This window comes from Enterococcus plantarum, from assembly GCF_001730295.1.
GTDB classification, from domain to species: Bacteria; Bacillota; Bacilli; order Lactobacillales; family Enterococcaceae; genus Enterococcus_L; species Enterococcus_L plantarum.
Window position 1 is genome coordinate 1 of the sequence record NZ_MIKA01000039.1, and the last position, 1,291, is coordinate 1,291.

Here is a 1,291-nt window from a genome sequence, read left to right on the forward strand (position 1 = left end):
CATCTTTTTTAATGCAAAATACTAGAAAAGACACCCTGATATCCTTTAGAATTAAGTCGACGAAAACCAATCAAAAGGGGAAATCAAGATGTCCTATACAAATCTTATCAAAAATACCTTAGATATTCTAGACTTAAACATTACTTTTAATGAAAACTCTTTAAAAAAGGAACGCATCAAAGGACGGATCTGCCAGGTATTTTCTGGTACGCTAGACTATTTAGCCCACTCCTGTCCTCATTGTGGTGCCAAAGAAGACGGCTCGATTATTCGTTGGAGCTTTACAACCTGTCAGATTTTAGTAAATGATGTTTCTGAATACCAAACATACTTACGGTTGAAGAAACGCCGTTTCTTCTGTCATTCTTGTGAAAGAACCTTTGTCGCTGAAACAAGTCTTATCGAAAAGTGTTGTTCGATCTCGAAGAAAGTGAAGCTCTCAATTGCCGATCGTTTAAGAAACACCACATCTATGAGCGAAATTGCCCGTCAAAAGAAGGTCTCCGTTTCTTCTGTTTATCGCGTATTGAAACAATTTTACGAACCAAAAAAAATCAATCGGCTCACCTTGCCAGAAGTCCTTTGTTTTGATGAATTCAAATCAGTGAAACAAGTCGCTGCTTCTATGAGCTTTATCATGATGGATGGGCAAACAAAACAGTTAATGGATGTCGTTGAAAATCGACAACTTCCTTTTTTAGAACGCTATTTCTCACGATTTCCTTTGGCAGTTCGTGAAGGTGTAAAGTACATTGTTTGCGATATGTATGCGCCTTATTTTTCTTTAATTAAGAAACTATTTCCCATGGCTCAGATTGTTCTTGACCGCTTTCATATTGTGCAACACATTGGGCGAACGTTCTTAAAACACCGCATTCAGCGAATGAATACTTTTCTCCATCAAGGACCTGTAGAAACAAAAAAATACCGTCACTTGAAGAAATACTGGAAACTGCTTCAAAAGAATCAATCGAAGCTTAATTTTGAAAAACGCCAATGGCGTCCTTCCTTCCGTACCTATTTAACAGAAACAGAACTTGTGGATCGATTACTTGCCTATGATGAAGAATTGAAAGCTGGCTATACCTGTTATCAGGAGTTTCTCTATGCCATACAAACAAGAGATTACGCACGGTTTCACGCGCTATTAGAACAAGATTATTCTAGGTTTCCAGCTTATTATCAAACAACCATTACTACCTTTAAAAAAGTTCAAACGGGCATTAAAAATGCGTTGAATTTGCCTTATTCCAACGGACCATTAGAATGCTTGAATAACCATATAAAAGTA

1 protein-coding gene is annotated in these 1,291 nt (G+C 37.2%); it reads left to right on the top strand.

Translation table 11 applies throughout. From position 1 onward, the window contains the following. Positions 1-88 precede the first annotated feature (88 nt). A partial coding sequence (locus BCR22_RS10930; RefSeq protein ID WP_069654927.1) for an ISL3 family transposase occupies positions 89-1,291 on the top strand: 1,203 nt, incomplete at its 3' end.